The sequence below is a fragment of the Variovorax sp. efr-133-TYG-130 genome (assembly GCF_030208835.1).
Lineage (GTDB): Bacteria > Pseudomonadota > Gammaproteobacteria > Burkholderiales > Burkholderiaceae_C > Variovorax.
The window spans coordinates 16319-42128 of the sequence record NZ_JARVTD010000026.1 but is presented as its reverse complement, the minus strand read 5'-3'; the positions used below and the strand labels follow the sequence as shown (position 1 = coordinate 42128).

General features: G+C 67.2%; 29 protein-coding genes. 18 read left to right on the top strand and 11 right to left on the bottom strand.

Annotated elements, in window-relative coordinates:
• Nucleotides 1-13: 13 nt before the first annotated feature.
• The 5 genes from QRN67_RS21010 (at nt 14) to QRN67_RS20990 (ending at nt 4755) form a co-directional block, all read left to right on the top strand.
• On the top strand, nt 14-1267 hold the full coding sequence (locus QRN67_RS21010; RefSeq protein WP_285413396.1) for an ABC transporter substrate-binding protein: 1254 nt from the start codon (nt 14-16) through the stop codon (nt 1265-1267).
• A 1-nt stretch (nt 1268) separates the two neighbouring features.
• Nucleotides 1269-1988 (top strand): ABC transporter ATP-binding protein, encoded by a 720-nt coding sequence (locus tag QRN67_RS21005; RefSeq protein ID WP_285413395.1) that lies wholly within the window; start codon nt 1269-1271, stop codon nt 1986-1988.
• A gap of 145 nt (nt 1989-2133) precedes the next feature.
• Nucleotides 2134-2850 (top strand): ABC transporter ATP-binding protein, encoded by a 717-nt coding sequence (locus QRN67_RS21000; protein ID WP_106936849.1) that lies wholly within the window; start codon nt 2134-2136, stop codon nt 2848-2850.
• Nucleotides 2843-3709: a branched-chain amino acid ABC transporter permease gene (locus QRN67_RS20995; RefSeq protein ID WP_285413394.1), complete on the top strand. Its 867-nt coding sequence runs from the start codon at nt 2843-2845 to the stop codon at nt 3707-3709. Before QRN67_RS21000 ends, QRN67_RS20995 begins: the two co-directional genes overlap by 8 nt.
• A gap of 14 nt (nt 3710-3723) precedes the next feature.
• A complete protein-coding gene (locus QRN67_RS20990; RefSeq protein WP_253819971.1) occupies nt 3724-4755 on the top strand; it encodes a branched-chain amino acid ABC transporter permease in 1032 nt (343 codons plus the stop codon).
• Here the strand turns inward: QRN67_RS20990 and QRN67_RS20985 are convergent.
• Complete coding sequence (locus QRN67_RS20985) at nt 4733-5236, bottom strand: hypothetical protein (RefSeq protein WP_285413393.1); 504 nt, start codon at nt 5234-5236, stop codon at nt 4733-4735. The genes QRN67_RS20990 and QRN67_RS20985 overlap by 23 nt on opposite strands.
• A 184-nt stretch (nt 5237-5420) precedes the next feature.
• Here QRN67_RS20985 and QRN67_RS20980 point away from each other — a divergent pair, with 184 nt between their 5' ends.
• On the top strand, nt 5421-6425 hold the full coding sequence (locus QRN67_RS20980; protein ID WP_106936853.1) for a Bug family tripartite tricarboxylate transporter substrate binding protein: 1005 nt from the start codon (nt 5421-5423) through the stop codon (nt 6423-6425).
• A gap of 30 nt (nt 6426-6455) precedes the next feature.
• Here QRN67_RS20980 and QRN67_RS20975 read toward each other — a convergent pair whose 3' ends face one another.
• The gene (locus QRN67_RS20975; RefSeq protein WP_285413392.1) at nt 6456-7241 is read right to left on the bottom strand and encodes an IclR family transcriptional regulator domain-containing protein; all 786 of its coding nucleotides are present in this window, start codon (nt 7239-7241) and stop codon (nt 6456-6458) included.
• Nucleotides 7242-7367: 126 nt separating this feature from the next.
• Between QRN67_RS20975 and QRN67_RS20970 the strand changes: the two genes are divergently transcribed.
• Genes QRN67_RS20970 through pcaF form a run of 3 tightly spaced genes read left to right on the top strand, consistent with a single transcriptional unit; the run spans nt 7368 to nt 9953 of the window.
• On the top strand, nt 7368-8069 hold the full coding sequence (locus QRN67_RS20970) for a 3-oxoacid CoA-transferase subunit A (RefSeq protein WP_081269977.1): 702 nt from the start codon (nt 7368-7370) through the stop codon (nt 8067-8069).
• A complete protein-coding gene (locus tag QRN67_RS20965; protein ID WP_081269976.1) occupies nt 8066-8713 on the top strand; it encodes a 3-oxoacid CoA-transferase subunit B in 648 nt (215 codons plus the stop codon). Before QRN67_RS20970 ends, QRN67_RS20965 begins: the two co-directional genes overlap by 4 nt.
• Nucleotides 8714-8747: 34 nt before the next feature.
• A complete protein-coding gene (gene pcaF, locus QRN67_RS20960; protein ID WP_081269975.1) occupies nt 8748-9953 on the top strand; it encodes a 3-oxoadipyl-CoA thiolase in 1206 nt (401 codons plus the stop codon).
• A gap of 39 nt (nt 9954-9992) precedes the next feature.
• Here pcaF and QRN67_RS20955 read toward each other — a convergent pair whose 3' ends face one another.
• Nucleotides 9993-10454 (bottom strand): hypothetical protein, encoded by a 462-nt coding sequence (locus tag QRN67_RS20955; RefSeq protein WP_285413391.1) that lies wholly within the window; start codon nt 10452-10454, stop codon nt 9993-9995.
• 278 nt (nt 10455-10732) lie between these two features.
• On the opposite strand from QRN67_RS20955, the gene QRN67_RS20950 reads away from it, so the two are divergent.
• Nucleotides 10733-11149, top strand: a complete 417-nt coding sequence (locus QRN67_RS20950; RefSeq protein ID WP_081269973.1) for a hypothetical protein — start codon at nt 10733-10735, stop codon at nt 11147-11149.
• A 23-nt stretch (nt 11150-11172) separates the two neighbouring features.
• On the opposite strand, the gene QRN67_RS20945 is transcribed toward QRN67_RS20950, so the two are convergent.
• The gene (locus QRN67_RS20945) at nt 11173-11682 is read right to left on the bottom strand and encodes a DinB family protein (protein ID WP_285413390.1); all 510 of its coding nucleotides are present in this window, start codon (nt 11680-11682) and stop codon (nt 11173-11175) included.
• A gap of 122 nt (nt 11683-11804) precedes the next feature.
• Here QRN67_RS20945 and QRN67_RS20940 point away from each other — a divergent pair, with 122 nt between their 5' ends.
• Entirely contained in the window at nt 11805-12416 is a 612-nt protein-coding gene (locus QRN67_RS20940; protein ID WP_285413388.1) for a TetR/AcrR family transcriptional regulator, read from the top strand.
• On the opposite strand, the gene QRN67_RS20935 is transcribed toward QRN67_RS20940, so the two are convergent.
• The 6 genes from QRN67_RS20935 to rtcR all read right to left on the bottom strand — a co-directional run bounded on the left by QRN67_RS20935 (nt 12407) and on the right by rtcR (nt 17404).
• Nucleotides 12407-12673 carry a hypothetical protein gene (locus QRN67_RS20935; RefSeq protein ID WP_081269970.1) on the bottom strand — a complete coding sequence of 89 codons (267 nt, stop codon included), beginning with the start codon at nt 12671-12673 and terminating at the stop codon, nt 12407-12409. The genes QRN67_RS20940 and QRN67_RS20935 overlap by 10 nt on opposite strands.
• A 136-nt stretch (nt 12674-12809) precedes the next feature.
• The gene (gene lhpI / locus QRN67_RS20930; protein ID WP_285413387.1) at nt 12810-13769 is read right to left on the bottom strand and encodes a bifunctional Delta(1)-pyrroline-2-carboxylate/Delta(1)-piperideine-2-carboxylate reductase; all 960 of its coding nucleotides are present in this window, start codon (nt 13767-13769) and stop codon (nt 12810-12812) included.
• A complete protein-coding gene (locus tag QRN67_RS20925; protein WP_285413386.1) occupies nt 13766-14632 on the bottom strand; it encodes an alpha/beta hydrolase in 867 nt (288 codons plus the stop codon). The genes lhpI and QRN67_RS20925 overlap by 4 nt, the downstream gene beginning before the upstream one ends.
• Nucleotides 14629-15228 carry a 3'-5' exonuclease family protein gene (locus QRN67_RS20920; protein WP_503010936.1) on the bottom strand — a complete coding sequence of 200 codons (600 nt, stop codon included), beginning with the start codon at nt 15226-15228 and terminating at the stop codon, nt 14629-14631. The genes QRN67_RS20925 and QRN67_RS20920 overlap by 4 nt, the downstream gene beginning before the upstream one ends.
• Nucleotides 15225-15704 (bottom strand): 2'-5' RNA ligase family protein, encoded by a 480-nt coding sequence (locus QRN67_RS20915; RefSeq protein WP_285413385.1) that lies wholly within the window; start codon nt 15702-15704, stop codon nt 15225-15227. The genes QRN67_RS20920 and QRN67_RS20915 overlap by 4 nt, the downstream gene beginning before the upstream one ends.
• Nucleotides 15705-15784: 80 nt before the next feature.
• Nucleotides 15785-17404, bottom strand: coding sequence for an RNA repair transcriptional activator RtcR (gene rtcR / locus QRN67_RS20910; protein WP_285413383.1), 1620 nt, complete (start codon nt 17402-17404; stop codon nt 15785-15787).
• Between the two features lie 689 nt (nt 17405-18093).
• Between rtcR and QRN67_RS20905 the strand changes: the two genes are divergently transcribed.
• The 7 genes from QRN67_RS20905 to QRN67_RS20875 all read left to right on the top strand — a co-directional run bounded on the left by QRN67_RS20905 (nt 18094) and on the right by QRN67_RS20875 (nt 25314).
• A complete protein-coding gene (locus QRN67_RS20905) occupies nt 18094-19245 on the top strand; it encodes a slipin family protein (RefSeq protein WP_285413382.1) in 1152 nt (383 codons plus the stop codon).
• An 83-nt stretch (nt 19246-19328) separates the two neighbouring features.
• On the top strand, nt 19329-20561 hold the full coding sequence (locus QRN67_RS20900; RefSeq protein WP_503010935.1) for an RtcB family protein: 1233 nt from the start codon (nt 19329-19331) through the stop codon (nt 20559-20561).
• Between the two features lie 96 nt (nt 20562-20657).
• On the top strand, nt 20658-21299 hold the full coding sequence (locus tag QRN67_RS20895; protein WP_285413381.1) for a zinc-ribbon domain containing protein: 642 nt from the start codon (nt 20658-20660) through the stop codon (nt 21297-21299).
• Between the two features lie 8 nt (nt 21300-21307).
• Nucleotides 21308-22264, top strand: coding sequence for a ribonuclease Z (locus tag QRN67_RS20890; protein ID WP_285413380.1), 957 nt, complete (start codon nt 21308-21310; stop codon nt 22262-22264).
• A gap of 26 nt (nt 22265-22290) precedes the next feature.
• A complete protein-coding gene (locus QRN67_RS20885) occupies nt 22291-23142 on the top strand; it encodes a nucleotidyltransferase domain-containing protein (RefSeq protein WP_285413379.1) in 852 nt (283 codons plus the stop codon).
• Entirely contained in the window at nt 23135-24172 is a 1038-nt protein-coding gene (rtcA, locus tag QRN67_RS20880) for an RNA 3'-terminal phosphate cyclase (protein ID WP_285413378.1), read from the top strand. The genes QRN67_RS20885 and rtcA overlap by 8 nt, the downstream gene beginning before the upstream one ends.
• Before the next feature lie 77 nt (nt 24173-24249).
• Nucleotides 24250-25314 (top strand): maleylacetate reductase, encoded by a 1065-nt coding sequence (locus QRN67_RS20875; RefSeq protein WP_285413377.1) that lies wholly within the window; start codon nt 24250-24252, stop codon nt 25312-25314.
• A 27-nt stretch (nt 25315-25341) separates the two neighbouring features.
• Here the strand turns inward: QRN67_RS20875 and QRN67_RS20870 are convergent, their stop codons facing one another.
• Entirely contained in the window at nt 25342-25707 is a 366-nt protein-coding gene (locus QRN67_RS20870) for an alpha/beta hydrolase (protein WP_106936869.1), read from the bottom strand.
• Nucleotides 25708-25810: the final 103 nt, after the last annotated feature.

Here is a 25810-nt window from a genome sequence, read left to right as displayed (position 1 = left end):
GACGGAGACAACCATGACATTCAATCGCAGACAGTTCACGCAGGCCACGGCCGCGCTGGTGGCCTCGGGCGCAACGCCGCTGGTGTTCGCGGCCGACACGCTGAAGATCGGCTATGTGTCGCCGCAGACCGGGCCGCTCGCGCCTTTCGGCGAGGCCGACAAGTGGGTCATCGACCAGATGAAGACCGCCTTCAAGGACGGCATCAGCGTCGGCGGCAGGAAGTACGCGGTGCAGATCGTGCTGAAGGACAGCCAGTCGAACCCCAACCGCGCGGGCGAAGTGGCGAACGACCTGATCCTCAAGGACAAGGTCGCGCTGGTGCTCACCGCCGGCACGCCTGAGACCGCCAACCCGGTGAGCGATGCGTGCGAACTCAACGAGGTGCCCTGCATCTCCAGCGTGGTGCCGTGGCAGCCGTGGTTCTTCGGCCGCAAGGGCGACCCGGCGAAGGGCTTCAACTGGACGTACCACCTGTTCTGGGGGCTCGAAGACGTCATCGCCAATTTCACCAACGGCTGGAAGACGCTGGCCACCAACAAGAAGGTGGGCGGCCTTTTCCCGAATGACGGCGACGGCAATGCCTGGGGCGACAAGGAGCTGGGCTTTCCCAAGCCGCTCGCGCAGATGGGCTTCACGCTCACCGACCCCGGCCGCTTCCAGAACGGCACGCAGGATTTCAGCGCGCAGATCGCGGCCTTCAAGAGCGCGGGCTGCGAGATCGTCACCGGCGTGGTGATCCCGCCCGATGCCAAGACCTTCCTCACGCAGGCACGGCAGCAGGGCTTCAGGCCCAAGGTCATCACGCTGGGCAAGGCGCTGCTGTTCCCCGGTGCCATCGAGGCACTCGGCGATCTGGGCGACGGCCTGTCGACCGAGGTGTGGTGGAGCCCGTCGCACCCGTTCACCTCGAGCCTCACGCAGCAGAGCGCGAAGGCGCTGGCCGATGCCTACGAGGCCGGCGTGAAGAAGCAGTGGACGCAGCCCATCGGCTTCGCGCACGCGCTGTTCGAAGTGGCGGCGAATGCACTGGGGCGCGCGAAGTCGCTGAAGGCTTCTGACGTGCGCGACGCCGTGGCCTCGACCTCGATCAACTCGGTGGTCGGCCCGGTGAAGTGGGGCGGCCAGGGGCCCTTCAAGAACGTCAGCAAGACGCCGCTGGTGCTCGGCCAGTGGGGCAAGGGCACGAAGTACAAGGTGGAGCTGACCATCGTCAACAACGAGGCGGCGACCAGCATCCCCACCGGCGGCAAGCTGCGGCTGCTCTGACATGACGCTGCTGGCACTGCATGCCGTGAGCAAGTCCTACGGCGCGCTCAAGGTCACGGACGACATCACGCTGTCGGTGGCCGAGGGCGAGACGCTGGGCATCCTCGGGCCGAACGGCGCGGGGAAGACCACGCTGTTCAACCTGATCTCGGGCGACGTGCGCGTCGATGCCGGTCGCGTGGAATACGCGGGGCGCGACGTGACGCGGCTCAAGCCGCACCAGCGCTGCCATGCGGGCATCGGGCGCAGCTACCAGGTGCCGCAGCCCTTCGGCAACATGAGCGTGTTCGAGAACCTCGTCACGGCCGCCTGCTTCGGCGGGCAGCAGGCCGAGCGCGAGGCATGGCAGACGGCGCACGAGGTGCTCTCGCAGACGGGCCTGATGGCGCATGCGAACAAGCCCGCGGGCGGGCTGACGCTGCTCGACCGCAAGCGGCTGGAGCTGGCGCGTGCGCTGGCGACGCGGCCGCGCCTGCTGCTGCTCGACGAGATCGCCGGTGGATTGACGGAGCCGGAAGCCGCCGTGCTGGTGGCGGAGCTCAAGCGCATCAAGGCGCGCGGCGTGACGATGATCTGGATCGAGCACGTGGTGCATGCGCTGCTGTCGCTGGCGGACCGGTTGTTCGTCATCAACTTCGGGCAGAAGCTGGCGGAGGGCGCGCCGCGCGCGGTGATGACCGATGCGGAAGTGCGGCGGGTGTACATGGGGATGGAAGCATGAGCGCGACACGTCTTCGAATTGCTCCTTCCCCTTCCGGGGGAAGGTCGGGATGGGAGCACGACGGCGCTGGTTTCGCCGTGGCGCCTCATCGAACGCCCCTTGCCCCCACCCTGGCCCTCCGCCGGAAGGGGAGGGAGCAAAGACCATGACAGCCCTGCTCTCCACCCACGCCCTCAAGGCCTTCTACGGCGACGCCCAAGCCCTCTTCGGCATCGACTTCTCGCTCGTGCAGGGCGAGCTCGTCGCCATCATCGGCGCCAACGGCGCGGGCAAGTCGACCTTCCTCAAGAGCCTCACGGGCCTGGTGCGCGCACCGCGCGAAGCCATCGAGTTCAAGGGCCGGCCCATCGGCGGCCTTCCGCCCGGCGACATCGTTCGGCAGGGCCTTGCGATGGTTCCTGAAGGCCGGCGCCTGTTCCCCAGCCTCAGCGTGGAAGAGAACCTGCTCATGGGCGCCACCGCCGCGCGCCGCGGCCCTTGGAACCTGCAGCGCCTGTATGCGCTGTTTCCCATCCTCGCCCAGAAGCGCCACCAGCCGGGCACATCGCTCTCGGGCGGGCAGCAGCAGATGGTGGCGCTGGGCCGCGCGCTCATGAGCAACCCCGAGGTGCTGCTGTGCGACGAGCTTTCGCTGGGCCTCGCGCCCATCGTCATCCGCGAGATCTACGCGGCCATGCCCACCATCACGGGCGAAGGCATGACGGTGGTCATCGTCGAGCAGGACGTGACCATGGCGCGCCAGGTCTCGCAGCGCATCTACTGCTTCCAGGAAGGCCGCGTGTCGCTCGAAGGCGATTCGGCCGACCTCACGCGCGAGCAGATCTCGCAAGCCTATTTCGGTATCGAGGCCGCACATGCTTGAAACCCTCGTCCAGGGCGTGCTGCTCGGCGGCCTCTACACGCTGTTCGCGCTCGGCCAGTCGCTCATGTTCGGCGTGATGCGGCTCACCAACACCGCGCAGGGCGACTTCATCATCCTCGGCGCGTTCGCGGTCATCGCGGGCGTGTCGCTGACGGGCGATGCGGTGGCGCCGTGGCTGGTCGCGCTCGCGGTGCTGCCGGTGGCATTCGGCTTCGGCTATGCGCTGCAGCGCTACGTGCTCAACGGCACGCTCGGCAAGGACCCGCTGCCTTCGCTGGTCGTGACCTTCGGCCTGTCGATCGTGATCCAGAACCTGCTGCTGGAGCTGTTCTCGGCCGACCCGCGCGCCATCGACACCGGCGGGCTCAGCACCCAGGGCATTGCGCTGGGCGGCGCGATGTCGGTCGGCGTGCTGCCGCTGGTCGTGCTGGCGATCGCACTGGTGCCGACGGGCGCGCTGCAATGGCTCTTCGCGCGCACGGCGCTGGGGCGGTCGTTCCGCGCCGTGTCGGACGACCGCGAGATCGCCGAACTGATGGGGCTGAACGCGAAGAAGGTCTACGCCTTTGCCACCGCCATCGCCTTCGTGCTCATCGCCGTCGCGGGCGCCTTGCAGGGCATGCGCACGACGGTGTCTCCTTCGGATGGGCCTCTGCTGCTGCTCTTCGCCTTCGAAGCGGTGATCATCGGCGGCATGGGCTCGTTCTGGGGCACGCTGGCCGGCGCGATGATCCTCGGCATCACGCAGCAGATCGGCTTCAGGCTCGACCCGGGCTGGGGCATCTGGTTCGGGCACATCGTGTTCCTGGTGGTGCTGGTGCTGCGGCCGCAGGGGCTTTTTCCAAAGACGCGCGGATGAAGCGAATGACGAACATGCCTCCCACACTCATCGCCGTAGAGCGCGCCACCGCCGCGAGCCGCGCCGCGCTGGCCGTCGGCATTGCCCTGGTGCTTGTTGCAGCCAGCCTGCCTTGGTGGGGCGAGTCGAGCTGGATGCGCGAATTCGTCGAGATCGCCTGCTACTTCATCTTCGCGATGATGTGGAACCTGCTCGCCGGCTATGGCGGCATGGTGAGCATCGGGCAGCAGGCCTTCTTCGGCTTCGGCGGCTACGTGATGCTGATGCTGGGCAACTTCGCGGGCGTCAATCCGTTCGTGGCGATACCCCTGGGGGCGCTGGCGGCGGGGCTGGTCGCCATTCCGGTGTCCTTCGTCGCGTTCCGGCTGTCGGGTGGGTACTTCGCCATCGGCACATGGGTCATCGCCGAAGTGTTCCGGCTGAGCTTCGCCAACGTGTCGGCGGTGGGCGGCGGCTCGGGCACCACGCTCACCGCGCTGCGCGGCATCGAGAAGGCCACCCGCGAAAGCACCACCTACTGGATGGCGCTGGCCTGCGTGGTCGCGGCCGTCGCGCTGGTCTACCTGTTCCTGCGCAGCAAGCGCGGCCTTGCGCTGCTGGCCATACGCGACAACGAGGTGGCGGCGGAGTCGCAGGGTATTCCGGTCGCGCGCATGAAGCTGGCGGTGTACGTGGTCGCGGCCTTCGGCGCCGGGCTCGCGGGTGCGCTGTACTTCGTGGGCAACCTGCGCATCAGCCCCGATGCGGCCTTCAGCGTCAACTGGACGGCCTTCGCCATCTTCATGGTGGTCATCGGCGGCATCGGCCGCATCGAAGGGCCGCTGGTCGGCGCGCTCATCTTCTGGGCGCTCAACAAGTTCCTGAGCGACTACGGCACCTGGTATCTGCTGGGGCTGGGGCTGCTCGCGATTCTCGTCACGCTGTTCTTCAAGCAGGGCCTGTGGGGCTACGCGCAGCAGCGCTGGGGCTGGTCGCTGTTTCCGACGCAGCGCAAGCTGTCGCCGGTGCACGCGCCGGCCGGCGTCAAGGCTTCTTCACGGGGTTGATGTAGTACTCGATTTTCGTGCGGTCCTTGTAGGGATCGTTGTCGAAGAACCTGGTCTCTTGCGAGATCCTGATCTGGTAGCCGTCGCGCACGCCCTCCAGCGAGTTCGCGCTGTCGGTGGTCACGGGCGAGAGCGTGGGCCTGTGGAAGGCGGCCACCGTCTTGAAGCCGTCGGTGCTGAACGCCTTGACGGCCGCGCTGCTCAGGCGGCCGGTGCTGTCGGCGGTCACGTCCACGTCGGTCATTGCGGTGTTCGGCGGCACCGAGAGCAGGCTGGCAAGCGGCGGCGGCAAGGTCCTGGCGCCGCTTTTTTCCTGGATGCGATAGCTCAGGCCGCCCTGCGCGTTGGGCTCGCCCTTCGCGGCGGCGGACTCTTCCATGCTGCTCACGACCCATGCGCTGATGAGCAACAGCGGCGCCGCAATGGCGCCCACGTACAGCAGAAATCGCAGGCGGTCCTTGGTGTGGAAAAACTCGATCAACGGCGTGTGCTCCCTTTGTGGCATGTGGCGGCTGTCAGGTCGACGCTGCCCTGTCCGCCCATGTTAAAGCCCTGCCTGGTGTTCGTTCAGACTTGATTAATACTTGCCCGTCATGTAACGTTGTGTAAACGAAACGTCAGTCACGTTCGTCATTCCCGGTCTTTTCATTCTTCATGGAGTCATCTTGACGATCACCAAACGCCGCTTGCTCGAAGGCGGCGCGGCAGCCGTCGCCGCCTCGCTGCTCGCGAAGGCTTCCTGGGCACAGCAACGCAACACGGGCGGCGATGCCTGGCCGACCAAGCCGCTGCACATCCTGGTGGGCTTTCCCGCCGGCGCGTCGCCCGACCTCGCGGCCCGCGCCATCGCGGAGCCACTGTCGAAGATCCTGCGCCAGCCGGTGACGGTCGAGAACAAGCCGGGCGCCAGCGGCAACACCGTGGCCGACCAGGTGGCCAAGGCCACCGACGACCACACCATCGGCGCGCTGATCAACGGCAACCTCACCATCGCCAAGCTGCTCAACCCGTCGCTGCCCTTCGACCCCGAGAAAGACTTCGCCCCGGTCGGCCTGATCGGCACCGCGCCGCTGGTGCTGGCCGTATCGGGCAGCGCCACGGGCAAGACGGCGGCCGAGCAGCTGCTGTGGGTGCGCAATCTCGGCGGCAGCGGCAAGTACGGCACGCCGGGCGTGGGCACCGTGGGCCACCTGGGCATGGAACTCATCAAGAGCCGCGCCGCCATCACCGCGCAGCACAAGCCCTACACCGGCAACCCGCAGGTCATCGCGGGCCTGCTGGCCAACGAGATCCAGCTGGCGCTGCTGCCGCCCGGCCTTGCCATGCCGCACATCAAGTCGGGAAAGATCAAGGCCATCGGCGTGACCTCGCCCGAGCGCAGCCCGCTGGCGAGCGAGCTGCCCACCATCCGCGACGCCGACGTGCGCGGTGCCGACCTCGAGATCTGGACCGCACTCGCCGCGCCCGCCGGCATGAAGCCCGCCGCCGTGGCAAGGCTCAATGCCGCGTTGGTCGAAGTGATCAGTTCGCCCGAGGTGAGCCAGGCGCTGCTCAAGACCGGCTGGCAGGCGCAGCCCGGCTCTCCCGACACGCTGGCCAAGCGCATGCGCGCCGACACCACGCGCCTTGGCGGCGTGATCCTGATGAAGGGCATCCGCTCGGACGCCTGAGCGCGCGCAACGGTGGCCGCGGGTGTGCGCTCAGAGCAGCTGCGACACCCGCTTCGCCGCATCCACCAGCGCAGGCAGCATGGTCTCCTGCATCACCTTCGCGCTGGTGCGGTTCGCCTGCCCGCTGATGTTGAGCGCCGCCACCATGCGCCCCTGCCGGTCGACGATGGGCGCGGCCACCGAAATCAGGCCTTCCTCCAGCTCCTGGTTCACCAGGCACCACTGCTGCTTGCGCGCCTGCGCCACCTTGGCCATGAGCGCGTCGATGTCGGTCAGCGTGTGCTTGGTCAGCGTCTGGATGTCGGAGGCTTCGAAGCGCGTGCGCACTTCGTCGTCATCGAGGTCCGCCAGCAACAGCCGGCCCAGCGACGTGCAGTAGGCCGGCAGGCGGGAGCCCACGCCCAGGTTGATGTGCATGATCTTCTTCGTCGGCACGCGCAGCACGTAGACGATGTCGGTCGCGTCCAGCACGGCGGCCGAGCATGACTCCTGCACCTGCTGCACCAGTGCTTCCATCACCGGCTCCGCGCGGTTCCAGATCGGCATCGACGACAGGTACGCGAAGCCCAGGTCGAGGATGCGCGGCGTGAGCGTGAACAGCTTGCCGTCGGTCACCACGTAGCCCAGCGTCTGCAGCGTGAGCAGGATGCGCCGCGCGCCCGCGCGCGTGAGGCCGCTGCCGGCCGCCACCTCGCTCAGCGTCTGGTGCGGCGCGTTCGCGCTGAACGAACGGATGACCTGCAGCCCGCGTGCGAAAGACTGCACGTAGCTGTCGCCGGGCGCGGGTGCGGTGGGTTGTGTCGCGTGGGTTGCCATGCTGAGCGATCCTCTCTAGAATTCATTATACGAACAAATGTTCTTTAGACGAACAAATTGTCGGTTCGCAGAATCGGGCGGATCGCGGTTCGGTTTCTTCTTTCCTCTCACCCGGAGACAAGCTTCATGATCAACAAGATCGCGCGCTCGGTCGCCGATGCCCTGTCGGGCATCCAGGACGGCGCCACGGTTCTCATCGGCGGCTTCGGCACCGCCGGCATCCCCGGCGAACTCATCGACGGCCTCGTCGAGCAGGGCGCCAAGGACCTCACGGTCGTCAACAACAACGCGGGCAACGGCGAGACCGGCCTCGCGGCGCTGCTCAAGACGGGCCGCGTGCGCAAGATCATCTGCAGCTTCCCGCGCCAGGCCGACAGCCAGGTGTTCGACGGGCTCTACCGCAGCGGCAAGATCGAACTCGAACTCGTGCCCCAGGGCAACCTTGCCGAGCGCATCCGCGCCGCGGGCGCGGGCATCGGCGCCTTCTTCTGCCCCACGGGCTACGGCACGCAGCTGGCCGGCAACCGCGAGACCCGCGAGATCGACGGCAAGCAGTACGTGCTCGAGTACCCCATCCACGGCGACGTGGCGCTCATCAAGGCCGAGCGCGGCGACCGCTGGGGCAACCTGGTCTATCGCAAGGCGGCGCGCAACTTCGGCCCGGTGATGGCCATGGCCGCGAAGAAGACCATCGCCACCGTGCACGACATCGCCGAGCTCGGCACCCTCGACCCCGAGACCATCGTGACCCCGGGCATCTTCGTGCACCAGGTGGTGCGCATCGAACGCGTGGCGACCCAGGCCGGCGGTTTCAAGAAGGCAGCATGACCATGACTTACACACGTCGCACCAAGGACCAGCTCGCCGCCCGCGTGGCGCAGGACATCTTCGACGGCGCCGTCGTCAACCTCGGCATCGGCCAGCCCACGCTGGTGGCCAACCACCTGCCCAAGGGCCGCGAGGTCATCCTGCAGAGCGAGAACGGCATCCTCGGCATGGGCCCCGCGCCCGAGGCCGGCGAAGAAGACTACGACCTCATCAACGCCGGCAAGCAGCCCGTCACGCTGCTGCCGGGCGGCGCCTTCTTCCACCACGCCGACAGCTTCGCGATGATGCGCGGCGGCCACCTCGACATCTGCGTGCTCGGCGCGTTCCAGGTGTCGGCCACCGGCGACCTCGCCAACTGGCACACCGGCGAGAAAGACGCCATTCCCGCCGTCGGCGGCGCCATGGACCTGGCCATCGGCGCCAAGCAGACGTGGGTCATGATGGACCTGCTGACCAAGCAGGGCGCGAGCAAGCTGGTGAAGGAATGCACCTATCCGCTGACCGGCATCGCCTGCGTCAAGCGCGTGTATTCCGATCTCGCCACGCTCGAATGCACGCCGCAGGGCCTGAAGCTCATCGACCTGGTCGACGGCCTGAGCCGCGAAGAACTCGAGAAGCTCGTCGGCCTTCCGATCGCCGCCTGATCCCTTTCAAGCCATTGCAGAGACACACCACACCATGACCAACCAAGCCTTCATCTGCGACGCCGTTCGCACCCCCTTCGGCCGCTACGGCGGCTCGCTCAGCAGCGTGCGCGCCGACGACCTGGGCGCCGTGCCCCTGCGCGCACTGATGGAACGCAACAAGAACGTCGACTGGCAGGCGGTGAGCGACGTGCTCTACGGCTGCGCCAACCAGGCCGGTGAAGACAACCGCAACGTCGCGCGCATGTCGGCGCTGCTGGCGGGCCTGCCGCTCGAACTCGGCGGCGCGACCATCAACCGCCTGTGCGGTTCGGGCCTCGATGCCGTGGGCACCGCGGCGCGCGCCATCCGCGCCGGTGAAGCCGGCCTCATGATCGCCGGCGGCGTGGAAAGCATGAGCCGCGCGCCCTTTGTCATGCCCAAGGCCGAAAGCGCCTTCAGCCGCAACAACGCGGTGTACGACACCACCATCGGCTGGCGCTTCGTCAACAAGCTCATGAAGGCGCAGTACGGCGTCGACTCGATGCCCGAAACGGCAGAAAACGTGGCCACCGACTACAAGATCGAGCGCGAGGCGCAAGACCTGATGGCGCTGAACTCGCAGCTGCGCGCAGTGGCTTCGCAGAAGTCCGGCTTCTTCGACGCTGAAATCGTGCCCGTGACCGTGCCGCAGAAGAAGGGCGACGCCATCATCGTCAGCAAGGACGAGCATCCGCGCGAGACCAGCCTCGAGTCGCTCGCCAAGCTCAAGGGCGTGGTGCGCCCCGACGGCACCGTGACCGCCGGCAATGCCAGCGGCGTGAACGACGGCGCCTGCGCGCTGCTGCTGGCCGACGAAGCCAGCGCCGCCAAGCACGGCCTCACGCCGCGCGCCCGCGTGGTCGGCATGGCCACTGCCGGCGTCGCGCCACGCGTGATGGGCATCGGCCCCGCGCCCGCCACGCAGAAGGTGCTGGCGCTCACGGGCCTCACGCTCGACCAGATCGACGTCATCGAACTGAACGAAGCCTTCGCAGCCCAGGGCCTCGCCGTGCTGCGCCTTCTGGGCCTGAAGGACGACGACGCCCGCGTCAACATCAACGGCGGCGCCATCGCGCTGGGCCACCCGCTGGGCGCCAGCGGCGCCCGCTTGGCCACCACGGCGGTGAACCAGCTGCACAAGGGCGGCGGCCGCTATGCGCTGTGCACGATGTGCATCGGCGTGGGCCAGGGCATCGCGGTGATTCTCGAGCGCGTCTGACGCCGCATTCGTTGCGGCGCTCGCCAGGCCGCCCTGGCCTCAGATGAGCGTCGCACTCACGCCGCGCGCCACGGCGGGGGCGATGCCGGCGTAGAAGAAGCCCAGGTCGTCCTCGGGGCCGTTGACGGCGCGCCCGCGCACCTTGCTCATCGCGCAGACGCCGACCTGGGCGTCGTCCTTGCCGATGACGAGAACGAAGGGGTTGTCCTCGTCGCCCCGCAGGTAGCGCCCGCCGAACTCGCGGCGCGCGACCTCGAACACGTATGCCGACGCGAGAAAGTGAAGGTCGTCCGGCAAGGGCGCCTGCTGCCTGAAGAAGTCGTCGAGCACGCGGTCGACCAGCGACAGCGAAGACGCCGTGTAGTCCAGCCGCGAGCCATCGATGGGCGCGCCGGGCCGCGAGAACGCGCCGACGAAATCCTCGGCCTGCGAGGCCATGCCTTCCTCGATCGTCTCGGGCATGGCCGGCTTCTTTTTCTTCAGCAGGTCGAACAGTCCCATGGTTGCGGTTTTCCTTCGTCGAATGGATGGATGGATGCGATGCGCTCGGAATCTGCTCACTGTGTCAGAACCCGCCGTCCGCGCGCAAGCAGGAATTCGAAGTACACCGGCGCAGCTAACAGAAGTTCGCGCAGGTTGCAGCGCTCGCCAAAGAGCTACTCCGCGCCTCGGGGCCGTCATGGACATGCCTTGTGCCGTCAATAGTCTTGCTCAGGGTTTTCCCGCATCGCAGCGGCAAGACCCCATCCAGACAGACAACCCACAGAAAAGACGGAACCATGAAGACCACTCACCTCGCCATCGCCGCCGCACTCACCGTGCTGGCCGTCGCCTCCGCCAACGCCCAGCAACGCACCCGCGAAGCCGTCGAGGCAGAGGCAGTTGCCGCTGCCCACGCCAAGGACCAGAACGTCACGCGCGGTTCGCGCGGCGCCGATCCGTTCAAGTCCGTGGCCGATCCTGAAGCTGTCTACAAGCAGGCCGTCGACACGGCCCATGCGCCCAACCAGAACGTGACCCGCGGTTCGCGCGGTCCCGATCCCTTCACCTCGAGCCGCGACCCGGCCCAGGTCTACCAGGAAGCCATGGCCACCGCGGCAGCGCCCGACCAGAACGTGACCGGCGGCTCGCGCGTCAACAGCAAGGTGATCTCCACCATGGAGAACCCGGTGCTGAAGGCCGCGCAAAGCAAGTAAGCAAGACGAGCGCGCCGGGCTTTTCAAGCGCGCATGCGGCGCGCGGGCTCGTCCTGATGCAGGAAGCCGGTGAACGTGTCGGGAGGCGACGAGCCCATGAGCCGCCACATGATCCGGCCGACCTCGCCCCGGTGGTATCCGGCATGGGTCACGACGTGGCCCAGCATCTCCTCGCGCGACATCCGCCCGGCGGCGCCGTCGGTGAAGTCGAAGTCGATGCTCTCGGCAAGCTCCTGCGCACTCAGGCGCGCCGTGTAGGCGACATACCAGCGGTCCGTTTCCCTCACTGCTTCTGCCAGTGTCCGCAGCGGCGGCGCGGTGTCCGACCCTGTCGCGGTGCAGCCGTGGTCCAGGCGCTGCAGGTTCGCCACGAAGATGAGATCTACGATGCATGCGTGGTTGAAGACGCGGACTGCGGCCTCGTATTCGGCCTGCGGCGCCTTTTCGGCCAGTGCGGCCAGGCCCTCCAGCAGCCCTTCGTCCGCCCACGACTTGTAGCGGAACAAGGAATTCAAAAGCGTCTGCGTGGTCATCGCGGTTCCATTGGATAAAAACGGCACACTTCGCAGCCATCGGCCGACGGCGTGTGCGGGCGGTCTTATTCTTGAGTGGAGCCTCGAACTTGGGTACTCGCATTCCTTCGCAGCACAGGAGCATGCGCAAAGCACCGCGGCAGCAGCGTTCGCGCGCCACGGTCGACGTCATCATCGAAGCCGCTGCTCGCGTTCTGGGCCGCAGGGGGTGGGCGCGATTCACGACGAATGAGATCGCGGCGGTCGCGGGCGTCAGCGTGGGTTCGCTGTACCAGTACTTTCCGAACAAGCTGGCCATCGCCGAGGCGATCCGCCAGCGCCACCTCGACGAGGTGCTCCGGGTGTTGTCCGCCGCGGATGAGCAGGACGGAACCCTTTCGCTCGAGCAGCGGGTTGCCCGGTTCGTCGATGGCGTCATCGCCGCCCATTCCATCGACCAGGCGCTGCATCACGTGCTGGTCGACGAGGTGCCGCTCGGCGCCCGCTCGAGCTACGTGGCGTTCGAGGCTGAGTACCAGCGGCGTTATCGGGCCCTGGTGGCCGCCTCCGACGGCCGTGGTGGCGAAGAAGGCGAAGGGCAGGCCATGGCCGCGCGGATGCTCTCGTCGGCCGTAGAGGGCGTCGTCCACTCGGCGGCTGGCCGCCATGAACTCGGCGCGGCGTCATTCAGGACCGAATTGGTCCGGCTGATCCTTGTGTACCTGCGCGACCGGGGCGCGGAGGCTCAGGCGTAGGCCTTGGCCGAGCGCAGCTGCAGCATCGCCAGCATCCGCGCTTCTTCCGCATCGCGCAGGCTCTTGGCTGCGCGGGCGGCGGCATAAGACACATACATCGTTTCGATGGCCTTGCCCCAGGCTTGAGGCGTCTGGTGCACCGTGTCGGCGGGAAGGCTTGCCGCGTACGCGCCTGGCGCGACGGGCTCCATCGGACAAGCCGGCACGTCGTACCCCGCCTTGCGCAGGATGTTTGCTTTGTGGTTTGTGCTGAGCATGCGCGGGGCCTCCTCCGTGGTTGGTGCGAAGAAGATACCGGCACGCCTGCAGGGCCGCCATTAGCTGCTTGACGTATGCGGATGTAGGAAAAAGCCCTCTGGGGGCGATTTCTCGGCTCCAACTAAGCCGGAAGCGTTAGGCCGGCGATGCCGCGGCATGCCACACCAGCGTGGCGGCGGTCAGGTCTTCGAGCGCGCTGCCCACGGCTTTGAAGACCGTGCGCTCCTGGTCGCTCGACCGGCCCGCCCGCTCCCCACGGCACAGCTCGGCCAGCGTGCCCTGGATGTCCTGCGCACGCAGCGTGCCCGCCGCCATCGCATCGAGCAGGTCGCCGGATTTCTGCAGCGCTTCCGGGGTGTCGACGAAGGTGCGCGCACCGGCGAAGCAGTGTTCGTCGGTCTCGCGCATCGCGGGCGTGAAGCTGCCGATCAGGTCCAGGTGCGACCCCGGCGCAAGCCAGTCGCCGCGAACCAGCGGTGCGGTGGCCAGCGTGGCGCAGCTCACGATGTCGGCGTGCCCGCGCACGGTGGCCTCCAGGTCGATGGCGGCTCGCGCATTCCAGCCCTCGGCGCGCCATTGCGCCGCCAGCGCCTCGGCGCCTTCAGGCCGGTGGTTCCAGACCCATACCTCGTCGATGGGCCGCACGCTTGCATGGGCGGCAGGCAGCATTCGCGCGATGCGGCCGGTGCCCAGCACCAGCAGCCGGCGTGCGTCCTTGCGCGCGAGGAACGACGCACCCAGCGCGGACGCGGCGGCCGTGCGGCGCGCGGTGATCTCGTTGCCGTCCATCATCGCCAGCGGCACGCCGGTGCGCGCGTCGTACAGCACGTAGGTCGCGTGCAGGCCGGGCAGGCCGCGCGCACCGTTGCCGGGGAAGATGTTGATGGTCTTGATGCCCAGGAAGCCCGCGTCGCTCCACGCCGGCATGATAAGCACCGTGCCCTTGCAGGCGGCGCCGTCCGCGCCGGCGGTCTCGATGGTGTGCACATGGCGCGGCGGCACCTGCGCCTCGGCCGCGAACGCCGAGCGCAGCGCGGGCACCAGCCGCTCGAAAGCCAGCGGCGCGCGGGTGGCGGTTTCGTCGAAATGCTTCATTGCTGCAGCGGCTGCATGGACGATTCGAAGAAGGCCGTCAGCGCCTTGCGGTAGGCGTTGCCGAAGCGCAGGGTCGTCATCGGCTCGAGATGTCCGGCGCCTGGCACCTCGATCAGCCGCTTGGGCTCGCGCGCGTCGGCCAGCAGCCGCTTCGAATGCTCCACGGGAATCACCTGGTCGGCGGTGCCGTGAATGAACAGCAGCGGAATCGGCGAAACGGCCGCCACGTACTTCGACGCCGCATAGTCGTCGCTCACCAGCAGGCCGGCGCCCTTGAACTTGTCGTTGGCGATCGAGGAATACGAATAGAAGGTCGACTCGATGGCCGCCGCCTTCACGCCCGCGCGGTTGCCCGAGCCCACCACCGCGATCGCATTGGTGCCGCCCAGGCTCTGCCCGAAGACGAACAGCCGCTCCGGGTCCACGTCCTGGCGAGAGCGCACGTAGTTCAGCGCGGCGTTGGAATCTTCGAACACGCCCTTGGGCTCCGGTTTGCCCTCGGACTGGCCGTAGCCGCGGTAGTCGAAGACGAGCACGTTGTAGTCCTGCTTGGGCAGCCAGGCCACGAAGCGCCAATGCGTGCTCATGTTCTGCGCATTGCCGTGGAAATGCACCACCGTGCCCTTGGCCTCCTTCGGGTTCTTGCGGTCGGCCGCGGGCAGGAACCAGCCGCTCAGCCGCGTGCCGTCGGCGCTGGTGAACTGCACGGGCTCGTAGCGCATGCCCAGCACGTCGGGCGTCTCGTAGCGCACGCTGTCGGGGTAATAGAACATCGACTGCACGCAGCCTGCCAGCAGCAGAGGCAGCGCGCACAGCGCGAGTTTTCCGCACCATCGGCGGATCGGGCCGGTGCCGATGGTCATGGCGTTGCGCCCTTGGCGGCCGCGCGGTTCTCCGCGAGCATGTTGCAGAAGAGGGCGCCTTGCTCGATCGCGTCGTCGAGCGCTACATGCGTGTGCGGCAGCCCGGGGTCGAACCAGCGGCGCGGCATCGCGCGCTTGGTGCTGTCGCGGTAGTCGAGCTGGAGCATCGCCATCGCGAACGACTTCACGTCGAGCGCGGAGTGGCTGAACGGGCTCTCGCCCGCGAAGCGCATCAGGTACCAGTAGACGAACAGGAAGTCGTAACCCGCCGGGTACGCGACGAACACGGGCCGCGCAGGCAGGCCCTTGAGCCAGCCCAGGTAGTTCTTCATGGCGTGGGCGGGGTCCTGCAGGTCGGTGCGGCAGGCGGCCCAGGCCTCAGGTTGGGTCTTCCACCAGGCGGCGGTCTTCGGGTCGGCTTCGGCGCCGGGCAGCGTGTGCAGGTTGGCGCTGAAGGTGGAAAGCAGTTGCTTGTCGGCCGTGTAGGCGGCCGAGCCGAAGCTGAGCATCGAATGCGGGCCGGGAATGGGGCCGTCGGATTCGACGTCTGTGCTGTGCTTATGTAGATTTCTGGCATGGGTGTTCGTTTTCTTCAGGCCGCCTCGGGCAGCGCGAAGACATGCAGGTCCCGCCAGCGCCCTGAAGAGTTTTCTATCAAAGCGACCTCGGTGCAATGCGCATGCACAGAGCCGGATGCAAGAAGCCGGGTGCCCAGTTCGACGGCAGCATCTTCCGCGTCGCGCACGTTGCCGTGTGCCACTGAAAGATGCGGAATGACGCCTTCATGCTCGCCGCCATATGGCGGGAAATCGGGAAAGGCCTTCGCGAGCGCCAGCGTCATCTCTATGAAAGGGGCCGCGGGCTCGGGCGCCAGATATGCGGTCTCGGGAAACCGCCCGACCTTGCCCAGCGAGAACGCGAACGACGGCGTTTGCGCTAGCGCATGCCGCGCACGCGCCACCACATCGGCGGTGATCAGCGCGGGGTCCATGAAGGGAACAAGAACCGTGATGTGCGCCGGCACGCCGAGCGCCACGGTAGCGTCGTAGCGGCGGCGCAGATCGCCGGCCATGGGCTCGGCAGCAGGAACCTTCACGACGAATGCGGAGATGGCCATCGGGCGGAGGATAGCCCATCGATGCTGCACTCCGATCAGCTCTTCGGCTCGCCCGAAACCTGCCCCCAATCGAGACCCAGCTTGACCAGGTACTTGCGCAGCCGGTCCGCATCGTTCACCACGCTACGCTGCGCACGCGAGGCCTGAAACAGCTGCCGCCCCGCATCCGAAAGGCTACGCGACCGGCGGCACACGCGCACCACGGCTTCGAGTTGCAGCCGGTCGAACAGGTCGAGCGCCTGCACCCGCTCTTCGCCCATCAGTGCGTCCAGGTCCACGTCGTCGCCACCGCGGACCATGGGCGCCGCACCCGCATGCTTCCACAGCCATCGCAGCCGTGCAATTTCCGCTTCGACCAGCGCGACCGGAATGCGGCCGCCGTCGGCCAGCGTGGCAAGCCGTGTCACGCTGGCCGACAGGTCGCGGAAGTTGCCGCTCCAGACCGCCTCGCCGCTCTGCGCGAAACGCAGGTAGGCCGTGCGCGCTTCGGCGTTGAAGCGCACCACGCGGTGGTTTTCGGCGGCGTGAATGGCCAGCAGGTGGTCGACGTTGGGCTCGATGTCCTCGGGCCGTTGTGCGAGGCCGGGCAGGTCGTAGGTCCAGAGGTTGATGCGCGCGAACAGGTCTTCGCGGAACCGTCCTTCGGCCACGTCGCTGCGCAGGTCGCGGTTGGTGCCGGCGATGAGCTGGAAATCGCTCTCCACTTCCTTGTCGGCACCCACCGGGAAGAAGCGCTTCTCCTCGATCGCCTTCAGCAGCATCGCCTGCTCGTCGAGGCCGAGCTCGCCGATCTCGTCGAGGAAGAGCGCGCCCTGGTGCGCCGTGCGCAGCAGGCCTGCGCGGTCGGCGGCGGCTCCGGTGAAGGAACCCTTCTTGTGCCCGAACAGCGTGGACGCCGCCCCGTCGCCGCGCAGCGTGGCGCAGTTCACTTCCACGAACGGCCCGGTCATCTGGTGCCGCGCCTGCTTCAGCTCGAACATGCGCCGCGCCAGGAAGGACTTGCCCGCGCCGGTCGGCCCGACCAGCAGGATCGGCGCGCGCGAGCGCACGGCCACGCGCTCGATCTCGTCGATCAGCGCATTGAAGCGCGCGTTGCGCGTGGCGATGCCGCTCTTCAGGAACGCGACCGCGTCGCGCTGCTCGGCGTCGAAGCGCCGCGCGATCACGTCGTAGCGCGAGAGGTCGAGGTCGATCAGCGTGCATTTGCCGGCCTCGCCCTGGCGCTGCTTGTGGGGCGGCGAGGTCTGCGCGAGCACCCCCGGTACCACGCGCGACTCGGACAGCAGGAACATGCAGATCTGCGCGACGTGCGTGCCGGTGGTGATGTGCGTCCAGTACTGCTCGCGCTCGGTGTCGAAGCTGTAGCCGCGCGCCCAGTCGTACAGGCGCGTGTAGACCTCGCCGAAATCCCACGGGTCTGCGAGCTCGATCGGCACGAGGTTGACGGTGGTCTCGGGCGACACGGTGGCGATGTCTGCCTTGACGAGCTCGGCCAGCGCCTTGTGCCTGAGCGTGTAGAGCAGCTCCATGCGCGAGACGACCATGTCCTCGTGCTGGGCGAGCGAAACGGTGGGGCGCCATTTGTTCCAGCGGCCCGCGCCCTGGCCGGCGTCGAGCTGGGTGCCTAGAAAGCCGATGACGACGATTGGCTTCATGGATATGAAACTAGCTAAATTTATAGATGTTGCGGGATTTTATAGGTATGGATCTAGTTCTCGAAACAGGACGAAATGGAATTTCTCCTTTCCCGTCAATGACTTGCATCCCCGATCGTGAAAACTGCCCAAAGCTGGCACGCCGACTGCAATGGATATCCCGTCAGGATGCAGTCCATCCACTCGCAGGTGCCGCGTAGAAGCGGCCCGGTGCAGCAAGCCAGGCAAGTCCTTGGGTTTGCCGTATGCCGTGGTTGGGCTGTCTGGCAACTGAACTTGATTCAGTTCCGCTCATGGTTGAGCGCCGTGCTAACCACATGGAGCCGCGGGTTCGATTCCCGCAAAAAGCCCGGCGGTGCCTGCACCGCCATCTGATGGGGGCGAAAGCCCCTCCGCCCCGGCACACCGGAGCGATGGCGCAGGGCAAACATGTCCTGCGGCGCGCGACACAGTGCCAAGCGCAGGCGGCTTGCGCACCGCGTGCGTGGCAAGGAACTGCGTGTGGCCATCGAAGGCGAGGCAGGTGACGGCGTTGCAAAAGCGACGAGGGAGGCACCTGCCGAGCCGGGCGACCGCCGCACGTCAGGCCTTGGCTGCCGCAGTGCCCGCCGCCTGCCCTTTCGAGGGCCCGGACCGAATGACTGAAGACTGAACGAAGAAACGAACCGAATAACGAGTGGAAGAAAAAGATGCTGGGCTTCAACCGAATCACGATCAAGAAGAACGAACGCGCGCTGCTGCTTCGCAATGGCGATTTCGAGCAACTGCTGGGCGCTGGAAAGCACTGGGTGTTTTCCGGTTTCGACAAGATCCAGCTGCAGTGCTTTGCGCTGACCGAGCCGGCTTTCGAGCACGAGCTGGTCGACTACTTCCTGGCACAGGAGCCTGAGCTGGTCGAGCGCGAGTTCGTGCATGTGTCGCTCGGCGAAACCCAGGCCGGCCTGCGCTTGGAAGACGGCGTGCTGGTGCAGATCCTGCCGCCCGCCACCCGCAAGCTGTACTGGCGTGGCCTGCGCGAACAGCGCATCGACGTGATCGACGTGGCCGAAGACGTGCGCCTGCCGGCCGAACTGGTGTCGAAGCTGCAGAGCGTGGCGCTGCGCCCGCGTGCGGTGGCTGGCCTCGACGGCGTGCTGCTGGTTCAGGTTCCGGAGTTCCACGTCGGCGTGCTGACGCTGCAGGGCCAGATGCAGGAGCTTCTGGCACCGGGCAACCACGGTTTCTGGCGCTTCAACCGGCAGGTGGCAGTGACCTGCGTGGACATGCGCTCGCAGATCGCCGAAGTGAGCGGCCAGGAAATCCTGACCCGCGACAAGGTGGGCCTGCGGCTGAACATGTCGGCGGTGTGGCGCTTCACCGATGTGCGGCGGGCGATGGCGCAGATGCCGAAGCCGGCCGACCATGTGTACCGCGAGCTGCAGTTCGGGCTGCGCGCCGCGGTGGGCGAACAGACGCTCGACGCGCTGCTGGAAAACAAGGCGGCCATCGACCAGACGGTGCTGGCGCAAGTGCGCGAGCGGCTGGAAGGCTCCGGCATTGCGCTGGAAAGCGTGGGCGTGAAGGACATCATCCTGCCCGGCGAGATGAAGACCATCCTCGCCCAGGTGGTGGAGGCCGAGAAGTCGGCCCAGGCCAACGTGATCCGCCGCCGCGAGGAAACCGCGGCCACGCGCTCGCTGCTGAACACCGCCAAGGTGATGGAGGGCAACCCCGTCGCGTTGCGGATGAAGGAACTCGAAACGCTGGAACGAGTGGCCGAGCGGATCGACAAGATCTCCGTGATCGGCGGTCTGGACCAGGTGCTCAACGGGCTGGTGACGCTTCGGCCGAACGCTTCCTGAGCTGCGAGTTCGAGAAGGTTCGACCGGCGCCGAAGGGGTGCCAGGCAGATAGAAAATGACTTGAACAGAGGAGTGAAACGATGATGAAAGAAGAAGAAATGAACTACGACCTGCATGAAGTCGAGAACGGCGTGCCCGTGAAGATGTGGACCCGCGGCGTGCCCGTGGAGCCCGAGGCGCAGAAGCAGCTGGAGAACGCAGCGCGCCTGCCCATCGTGTTCAAGCACATCGCGGCCATGCCCGACGTGCACTACGGCATCGGCGCTACGGTGGGGTCGGTGATCCCGACCTTCAAGGCCATCATTCCCGCCGCGGTGGGCGTGGACATCGGCTGCGGAATGATGGCGTGCAAGACCACGCTGCATGCCAACGACCTGCCCGACAACCTGGGACCGCTGCGCTCGGCGATCGAGAAGGCCGTGCCGCACGGCTCGAACCCCAAGCGCATGGGCCGCGACAAGGGCTCGTGGGAGACGCCACCGAACGAAACCGACGTTGCATGGGGTGCGCTGAAGGACGAGTTCGACGCGATCTGCGAAGACTACCCGCGCCTGAAGAACACCAACAACCACAAGCACCTGGGAACGCTGGGTACGGGCAACCACTTCATCGAGGTGTGCCTGGACGAGGCGGGCTCGGTGTGGTTCATGCTGCATTCGGGTTCGCGCGGCGTGGGTAACGCCATCGGCACGCACTTCATCGAGCTCGCCAAGAAAGACGCCGAACTGCATCAGCGCAACCTGCCCGATCAGGACCTGGCGTACTTCGAGGAAGGCGCCCAGTACTTCGGCGACTACGTGCGCGCCGTGGGCTGGGCCCAGAAGTTCGCGCGTGCGAACCGCGAAGTGATGATGCAGCGCGTGGTAGCGGCCGTGCGCAAGGTCATCACCAAGCCTTTCGAGGCGCACGTGGAAGCGGTGAACTGCCACCACAACTACGTGAGCCGCGAAACGCACTTCGGTGAAGACGTGCTCGTCACCCGCAAGGGCGCGGTGAGCGCGAAGGCCGGCGAGCTGGGGATCATCCCCGGCAGCATGGGCGCCAAGAGCTTCATCGTGCGCGGAAAAGGCAACCCCGAGAGCTTCATGAGCTGCAGCCACGGCGCCGGCCGGAAGATGAGCCGTACCAAGGCGAAGAAGCTCTACACCGTGGCCGACCAAGTCGCCGCGACCGAAGGCGTGGAATGCCGAAAAGACGCCGACGTGATCGACGAGATCCCGATGGCCTACAAGGACATCGACGCGGTGATGGAGGCGCAGCAGGACCTGGTGGAGGTGGTCTACACGCTCAAGCAGGTTGTTTGCGTGAAGGGGTGAGAGGGTGAGGTCCAAGTACGGCCTCACGATGGCGCTGTAGAGGGAGAGCTTTCGATAGGCTCGCCTTCGCAGCGCTGTATTGCGAAGGTCTGAAAAATGAAGAGCAACAAGCAACGCCGCGCCGAGATCAAGGCGCACCGCCGCGAGCGTGCTGCCGCGCTGGCAGCACGCCTGCGCCTGCCGGATATTCGGCTGCCGAAAGCCGACTTCGCCGATGCACCCGGTTGCGAGCCGGCGGATCGAGCTGTTCTGCAGCAACACAACAACACCTACGGCGTGCTGCCTGACTTTTATGTCGCGCGTCCATTCATCTGCCGCGATTGCGGTGCCGAAGAGGTATGGACGGCCAAGCAGCAGAAATGGTGGTACGAGACGATTCACGGTCATATCGACAGCCGTGCCGTGCGATGCCTCGCATGCAGGCGCGCGAGGCGCGAGCGCTTGCGAGCCGTTGCGCCTGGCGCCGACCTTCTGCTCGAGAAGACGTGTCGACTGCGTGCGTTGGGTGCGGCAAAGCCGAGCGTTCAAGCCAGGGCCGAAATCGAGGCGGCATTGCAAAGCAAATGGTGGAGCCTGCGTGTCGTGGCGATCCAGGCAATGGGGCGCTGGGGCGGTGAAGAGAACCTCGCACGGCTCCACGCGTTCATGGCGGCTCGTCCGGAGGGAGGTCGCCGATACTTCGGTTGGGAGCGCGTCGCCGCGGACGCTGCAAGAAGCGCATTGATGCGCAGGGAGTGATCAACGAGATGATGAAGCTGACTTTCCTGGGTACCTCCTCCGGTACCCCCACGCGACACCGCAACGTCTCCGGCCTCGCCGTGCAGACGGTGCTCGGCCCGGAGTGGTTCCTGGTCGACTGCGGCGAGGGCACGCAGCATCGCGTGCTGCAAACGCCGCTGTCCCTGAACGACCTGGCCGCCGTCTGCATCACGCATGTGCACGGCGACCACTGCTACGGCCTGCCGGGGCTGCTCGCGAGTGCGGGCATGAACAAGCGCACGAAGCCGCTGAAGCTGATTGCGCCGCTGCCGGTGTGGGAGTGGTTCGAGGCGACGCGCGCGTTGACCGATCTGCATCTGCCCTACGAAGTCGAGCACGTGGATATCGGCGGACCGTCACTGGTGTACGAGGTGCCGGGCCTGCGCATCGAAAGCCATGCGCTGCTGCATCGTGTGCCCAGCCACGCTTACCGCATGCAAGTCGAGACGCGGCGCGTGCGGCTGAAAGCGGACGCATTGCGCGCCATCGGCCTGCCACCCGGTCCCGCATGGCGTGCGCTGCAGCAAGGCGAGGACGTGCCTTTCAATGGCGGCGTGCTGCGCAGTGCCGACTACACCGAGACCCAGGTCGAAACGGTTGCCGCCGTTGTGGGCGGTGACAACGCCAAACCCGCGTTGCTGCACGACGCCTGCAGGGGCGCGCAACTGCTGGTGCACGAGGCCACCTTCACGCAGGAGGCACTCGACAAGGTCGGCCCCGGGCCGATGCACAGCTCCGCGCGCCTGCTGGCCGAGTTCGCGCAGGCGGCCGAAGTGCCCAACCTGATCCTCACGCACTTCAGCGCGCGCCACCAGAACGAAGAGGGCATGGCTGCATTGATGGCAGAGACGCAGACGCACTACCGCGGTCATGCGTTCCTGGCCAGCGACCTGGATGTCTACGAGCTCGACAGTGCTGGCAGTGTGACCGTCACCCGGGCTTGACGAGAAAAGAAGACAAGAAGAAAGACATGAGTACCGAAGAATTCCTGCGCTCCGCCCACCCGATCGAGCCCGCCGTGCGCACGCAGATCATGGAGGCCTTGAGCGACATCGAAGCAACGCATGACGTGACCGTGCTGTTCGCCTGCGAATCCGGCAGCCGCGGCTGGGGCTTCGCCTCGCCCGACAGCGACTACGACGTGCGCTTCATCTACGTCAACCGCCTGCCGTGGTACCTCACGGTGGCACCGCGTCGCGACGTGATCGAGGTGCCGATCAGCGGCGACCTCGACATCAACGGCTGGGACCTGCGCAAGGCGCTGGGCCTGATGCGCGAGTCGAACCCGACGCTGCTCGAGTGGCTGCGCTCGCCCATCGTCTACCGCGACGACGCGGTGGCGATGCCGCGCTTTCGCGCGCTGTCGGAGGCCGTGTTCTCCAACGCGCGCGGCTGGCATCACTACAGCTCGATGGCGAAGAAGAATTTCCGCGAGCATCTGCAGGCCGACGAGGTGCGCTACAAGAAGTACCTCTACGTGCTGCGACCTCTGCTGGCCGCGCGCTGGATCCGCTCGCGCGCCGGCGTGCCGCCCATGCGCTTCGCCGACCTGGCGCAGCACACGCTCGACCCGGTGCGCGACGCGACGCTGATCGCCGAGATCAACGCGCTGCTCGAGGTAAAGATGCGCGCCAACGAAGCCGCGACCAGCCCGCGCTGGCCGGGTATCCACGCGTTCATCGAAGCCGAGCTGGCAGCCAATGCAGCCGAGCCGGTGACGCCGCTGCCGTCGGCCGATGGTTCGGGGCTCGATGCGTTCCTGTACGACACGGTGCTGCGTCTCGAGGCGGTGAACAAGAAGAAGGAGGCCGTCCATGATTGAACTCGACGGCTCCCAAGGCGAGGGCGGCGGCCAGATCCTGCGCACCGGCCTCGCGCTGTCGGTGGCCACCGGCCAGCCGCTGGCCATCGAGAAGATCCGTGCGGGCCGTGCCAAGCCGGGCCTGATGCGCCAGCATCTGGCGTGCGTGAACGCGGCTGCGGCGATCAGTGGCGCACAGGTCGAAGGCGCCGAGCTCGGATCGCAGTCGCTGCGCTTCACGCCCGGCGCGGTGCGCGCGGGCGAGTACCGTTTCGCGATCTCGGGTGCGGGCAGCTGCATGCTGGTGCTGCAGACCGTGCTGCCGCCGCTGCTGCTGGCTGGCGCACAGAGCCGCGTGCACCTGAGCGGCGGCACGCACAACCCGATGGCGCCGCCGTTCCATTTCCTGGAGCGCGCTTTCGCGCCGCTTGTGCGCCGCCTGGGGGCGGACCTGCAACTGACGCTGCGCCGCTGCGGCTTCTACCCGGCCGGTGGCGGCGAGGTGGAGGCGGTCATCGTGCCGGCGGCCGGCCCGCTGCAGCCCTTCGACCTGATCGCGCGCGGCGCGCACCGGGCCGGTCACGCAGAGTGCCTGGCACCGGGCCTGCCGCGCCATGTGCCGACGCGCGAACTCGACACGCTGGGCGGCGCGATGGGCTGGTCCGGCGAGCAGCTGCGCCTGGGCGCGGTGCGCCAGAACGAAGGGCCGGGCAATGCGCTGATGGCCACGCTGGCCTACGAACACGTCACCGAGGTGTTCACCGCCTTCGGCGAAAAATCGATGAGCGCGGAGCAGGTGGCGCATGGCCTGGCCAGGGAGCTGCGCGCGTTCCAGAAGAGCGAGGCGGCGGTCGGACCGCACCTTGCGGACCAACTGGCGCTGCTGCAGGCGCTTGCCGCGTGGCAGGGCAGGAAGGCCTGCGCCTTCACCTGCAGCGAGGTGACGGAGCACACGCGCACCAATTGCGCGGTGATTGAGCGGTTCCTGCCGGTGCGTTTCGCCATCGCCGAGGGCGGCGATGCCTGCAGGGTGCAGGTCGCTCCGGCCTGAGCGGAAAACTCCTTTCCGCTGTCGTGGTTGAACGCGGCGCGGGCCGGCGGGAAACTCGGGACAAAGACAGGAAAGCCATGACCACCTCCTCATTCGTCTACAACAGCGTGCCCCAGCGGGTGGTGTTCGGCGCGGGGTCGCTGCAGCATCTGGCGCGCGAGATCGATGCGCTGGGCGCAAGGCGCGCGCTGGTGCTCTCCACGCCCGAGCAGCGCCCGCAGGCCGAGCGCGTGGCGGCCATGCTGGGCGGCCACGCGGCCGGTGTGTTCAACCGGGCGGTGATGCACGTGCCCATCGAGACCGCACGCGAGGCCAGGGAGGTGGCGCAGCGCCTGGGCGCCGATTGCGCGGTGGCCATCGGCGGGGGCTCCACCACCGGTCTGGGCAAGGCGATCGCGCTCGACTCCGGGTTGCCCATCCTCGCCATACCGACGACCTATGCGGGTTCCGAAATGACGCCGATCTACGGCATCACCGAAGCCGGCATGAAGAAGACGGGCAAGGACATCCGGGTGCTGCCGCGCACGGTGATCTACGACCCGGAGCTTTCCTTGAGCCTGCCCGTGGGCATCAGCGTGACGAGCGGGATCAATGCCATCGCGCATGCGGCCGAGGGGCTCTACGCGGTCGATACGAATCCGGTCATGGACCTGATGGCGCAGGAGGGCATTGCCGCGCTGGGCCGGGCACTGCCCGCCATCCGCGCCACACCGCAAGACCCGGGCGCGCGCGGCGATGCGCTCTATGGCGCCTGGCTCTGCGGCGCGGTGCTGGGCAATGTCGGCATGGCACTGCACCACAAGCTGTGCCACACGCTGGGCGGCAGCTTCAACCTGCCGCACGCGGAGACCCACACCATCGTGCTGCCGCATGCGCTGGCCTACAACGCAGAAGCGGCGCCGCAGGCCATGGCGCGCATATTGAAGGCGCTCGGGGGAAGCAGCAGCGCCGCGCAGGCCGTGTACGACCTGGCACGCGACAACGGCGCGCCTGTCGCGTTGCGCGACATCGGCATGAAGGAGTCCGATCTCGACCTGGCCTGCGAGCACGCGCTCAAGAACCAGTATCCCAATCCGCGCCCGCTGGAGCGCGATGCGATCCGCGCCCTGCTGCAGAACGCCTGGGAAGGCGTGCGGCCCTGAACCGGCGGGGCAGGGCCGCGTCTGGCTTTACAGGCCGGCCTGGCGGGTGAAGGACACGCTGGGCTTCTTGTAGGCCTGCGGCACTTCGTCGCGGTAGAAGGCGCGGCGGTCCAGGCTTTGCAGCGGGTTGTGCGCGGCGGCCACGGCCTGGTCGCGGACCGTGCCGCGGTCGAGCGTGGAATTGAATGCTACAGCGCCTTCGGCGGCGGTGTCCGAATAGGCGTTGCCTTCGCGCGTGGCGGCCACGGCTTCGGCCTTCACGTCGGCGCGGCTGGCGGACGAGGTGATGGCATGCACGCCCTCATAGGTTTCTGCATGTGCCGCACCGGCGGCGCCCAGCAGGGCGAAGGCGGCGGCAAAAGCGGAAGCGGCGATGCGTTGCTTGGTGTTCATGGTGAGAGTCCCTTCGGTTCACTGTGTGGGCGGCGGACATTCGTCGTTGCCACGAGCTGAAGTGTGAAACCGCCGTGCGGTTTGCGATGTGCGTTTGCGCACC

Excerpts from the sequence above, each read along its gene's own strand:
- QRN67_RS20890 (WP_285413380.1), top strand. The coding sequence starts at position 21,308 with ATGATGAAGCTGACTTTCCTGGGTACCTCCTCCGGTACCCCCACGCGA.
- QRN67_RS20990 (WP_253819971.1), top strand. The coding sequence starts at position 3,724 with ATGCCTCCCACACTCATCGCCGTAGAGCGCGCCACCGCCGCGAGCCGC.
- rtcA (WP_285413378.1), top strand. The coding sequence starts at position 23,135 with ATGATTGAACTCGACGGCTCCCAAGGCGAGGGCGGCGGCCAGATCCTG.
- QRN67_RS20975 (WP_285413392.1), bottom strand. The coding sequence starts at position 7,241 with ATGGCAACCCACGCGACACAACCCACCGCACCCGCGCCCGGCGACAGC.
- QRN67_RS20875 (WP_285413377.1), top strand. The coding sequence starts at position 24,250 with ATGACCACCTCCTCATTCGTCTACAACAGCGTGCCCCAGCGGGTGGTG.
- QRN67_RS21000 (WP_106936849.1), top strand. The coding sequence starts at position 2,134 with ATGACAGCCCTGCTCTCCACCCACGCCCTCAAGGCCTTCTACGGCGAC.
- QRN67_RS20965 (WP_081269976.1), top strand. The coding sequence starts at position 8,066 with ATGACCATGACTTACACACGTCGCACCAAGGACCAGCTCGCCGCCCGC.
- QRN67_RS20970 (WP_081269977.1), top strand. The coding sequence starts at position 7,368 with ATGATCAACAAGATCGCGCGCTCGGTCGCCGATGCCCTGTCGGGCATC.
- QRN67_RS20915 (WP_285413385.1), bottom strand. The coding sequence starts at position 15,704 with ATGGCCGGCGATCTGCGCCGCCGCTACGACGCTACCGTGGCGCTCGGC.
- QRN67_RS20870 (WP_106936869.1), bottom strand. The coding sequence starts at position 25,707 with ATGAACACCAAGCAACGCATCGCCGCTTCCGCTTTTGCCGCCGCCTTC.
- QRN67_RS20950 (WP_081269973.1), top strand. The coding sequence starts at position 10,733 with ATGAAGACCACTCACCTCGCCATCGCCGCCGCACTCACCGTGCTGGCC.
- QRN67_RS21010 (WP_285413396.1), top strand. The coding sequence starts at position 14 with ATGACATTCAATCGCAGACAGTTCACGCAGGCCACGGCCGCGCTGGTG.
- QRN67_RS20940 (WP_285413388.1), top strand. The coding sequence starts at position 11,805 with ATGCGCAAAGCACCGCGGCAGCAGCGTTCGCGCGCCACGGTCGACGTC.
- QRN67_RS20925 (WP_285413386.1), bottom strand. The coding sequence starts at position 14,632 with ATGACCATCGGCACCGGCCCGATCCGCCGATGGTGCGGAAAACTCGCG.
- QRN67_RS20895 (WP_285413381.1), top strand. The coding sequence starts at position 20,658 with ATGAAGAGCAACAAGCAACGCCGCGCCGAGATCAAGGCGCACCGCCGC.
- pcaF (WP_081269975.1), top strand. The coding sequence starts at position 8,748 with ATGACCAACCAAGCCTTCATCTGCGACGCCGTTCGCACCCCCTTCGGC.
- QRN67_RS20945 (WP_285413390.1), bottom strand. The coding sequence starts at position 11,682 with ATGACCACGCAGACGCTTTTGAATTCCTTGTTCCGCTACAAGTCGTGG.
- QRN67_RS20955 (WP_285413391.1), bottom strand. The coding sequence starts at position 10,454 with ATGGGACTGTTCGACCTGCTGAAGAAAAAGAAGCCGGCCATGCCCGAG.
- QRN67_RS20900 (WP_503010935.1), top strand. The coding sequence starts at position 19,329 with ATGAAAGAAGAAGAAATGAACTACGACCTGCATGAAGTCGAGAACGGC.
- QRN67_RS20905 (WP_285413382.1), top strand. The coding sequence starts at position 18,094 with ATGCTGGGCTTCAACCGAATCACGATCAAGAAGAACGAACGCGCGCTG.
- rtcR (WP_285413383.1), bottom strand. The coding sequence starts at position 17,404 with ATGAAGCCAATCGTCGTCATCGGCTTTCTAGGCACCCAGCTCGACGCC.
- QRN67_RS20935 (WP_081269970.1), bottom strand. The coding sequence starts at position 12,673 with ATGCTCAGCACAAACCACAAAGCAAACATCCTGCGCAAGGCGGGGTAC.
- QRN67_RS20885 (WP_285413379.1), top strand. The coding sequence starts at position 22,291 with ATGAGTACCGAAGAATTCCTGCGCTCCGCCCACCCGATCGAGCCCGCC.
- QRN67_RS21005 (WP_285413395.1), top strand. The coding sequence starts at position 1,269 with ATGACGCTGCTGGCACTGCATGCCGTGAGCAAGTCCTACGGCGCGCTC.
- QRN67_RS20995 (WP_285413394.1), top strand. The coding sequence starts at position 2,843 with ATGCTTGAAACCCTCGTCCAGGGCGTGCTGCTCGGCGGCCTCTACACG.
- lhpI (WP_285413387.1), bottom strand. The coding sequence starts at position 13,769 with ATGAAGCATTTCGACGAAACCGCCACCCGCGCGCCGCTGGCTTTCGAG.